The organism is Halalkalibacter lacteus (assembly GCF_036663595.1).
In the GTDB taxonomy this organism is placed as follows: Bacteria; Bacillota; Bacilli; order Bacillales; family Bacillaceae_D; genus Halalkalibacter; species Halalkalibacter lacteus.
This window is the reverse complement of sequence record NZ_JAWRVL010000294.1, coordinates 1-260: the sequence shown is the minus strand read 5'-3', so window position 1 is coordinate 260 and position 260 is coordinate 1. Positions and strand designations below refer to the sequence as shown.

1 protein-coding gene is annotated in these 260 nt (G+C 73.8%); it reads right to left on the bottom strand.

Annotated elements, in window-relative coordinates; all coding sequences use genetic code 11:
* The coding region (locus SAZ04_RS22410; protein ID WP_332699879.1) for a hypothetical protein at window positions 1-260 on the bottom strand (260 nt) is incomplete at both ends.

The window sequence follows — 260 nt, the reverse complement described above, 5'->3', positions numbered from 1 at the left end:
TCGCGAGTGTCGGCTGCATGCCGCCGCGGACGAAGCCGCGCACGGTCACGATCGCGAAGAGCGAGCCGGTCGCCCCGGCGCCGGCCCCCTCGTGCACCGAGGCGCCCACGTCGAACGCGGCCGCGTTCCCCGCGACGATCATGCTGACGCCGACGCCGGGGTGGAACGACATCACGCCGACGACGAATGTCGAACCCGCGGCGACGTCTTCACCGACGGACGTCGCGCCCGCTGGCACTCCGATACCCGCGGCGACCGGC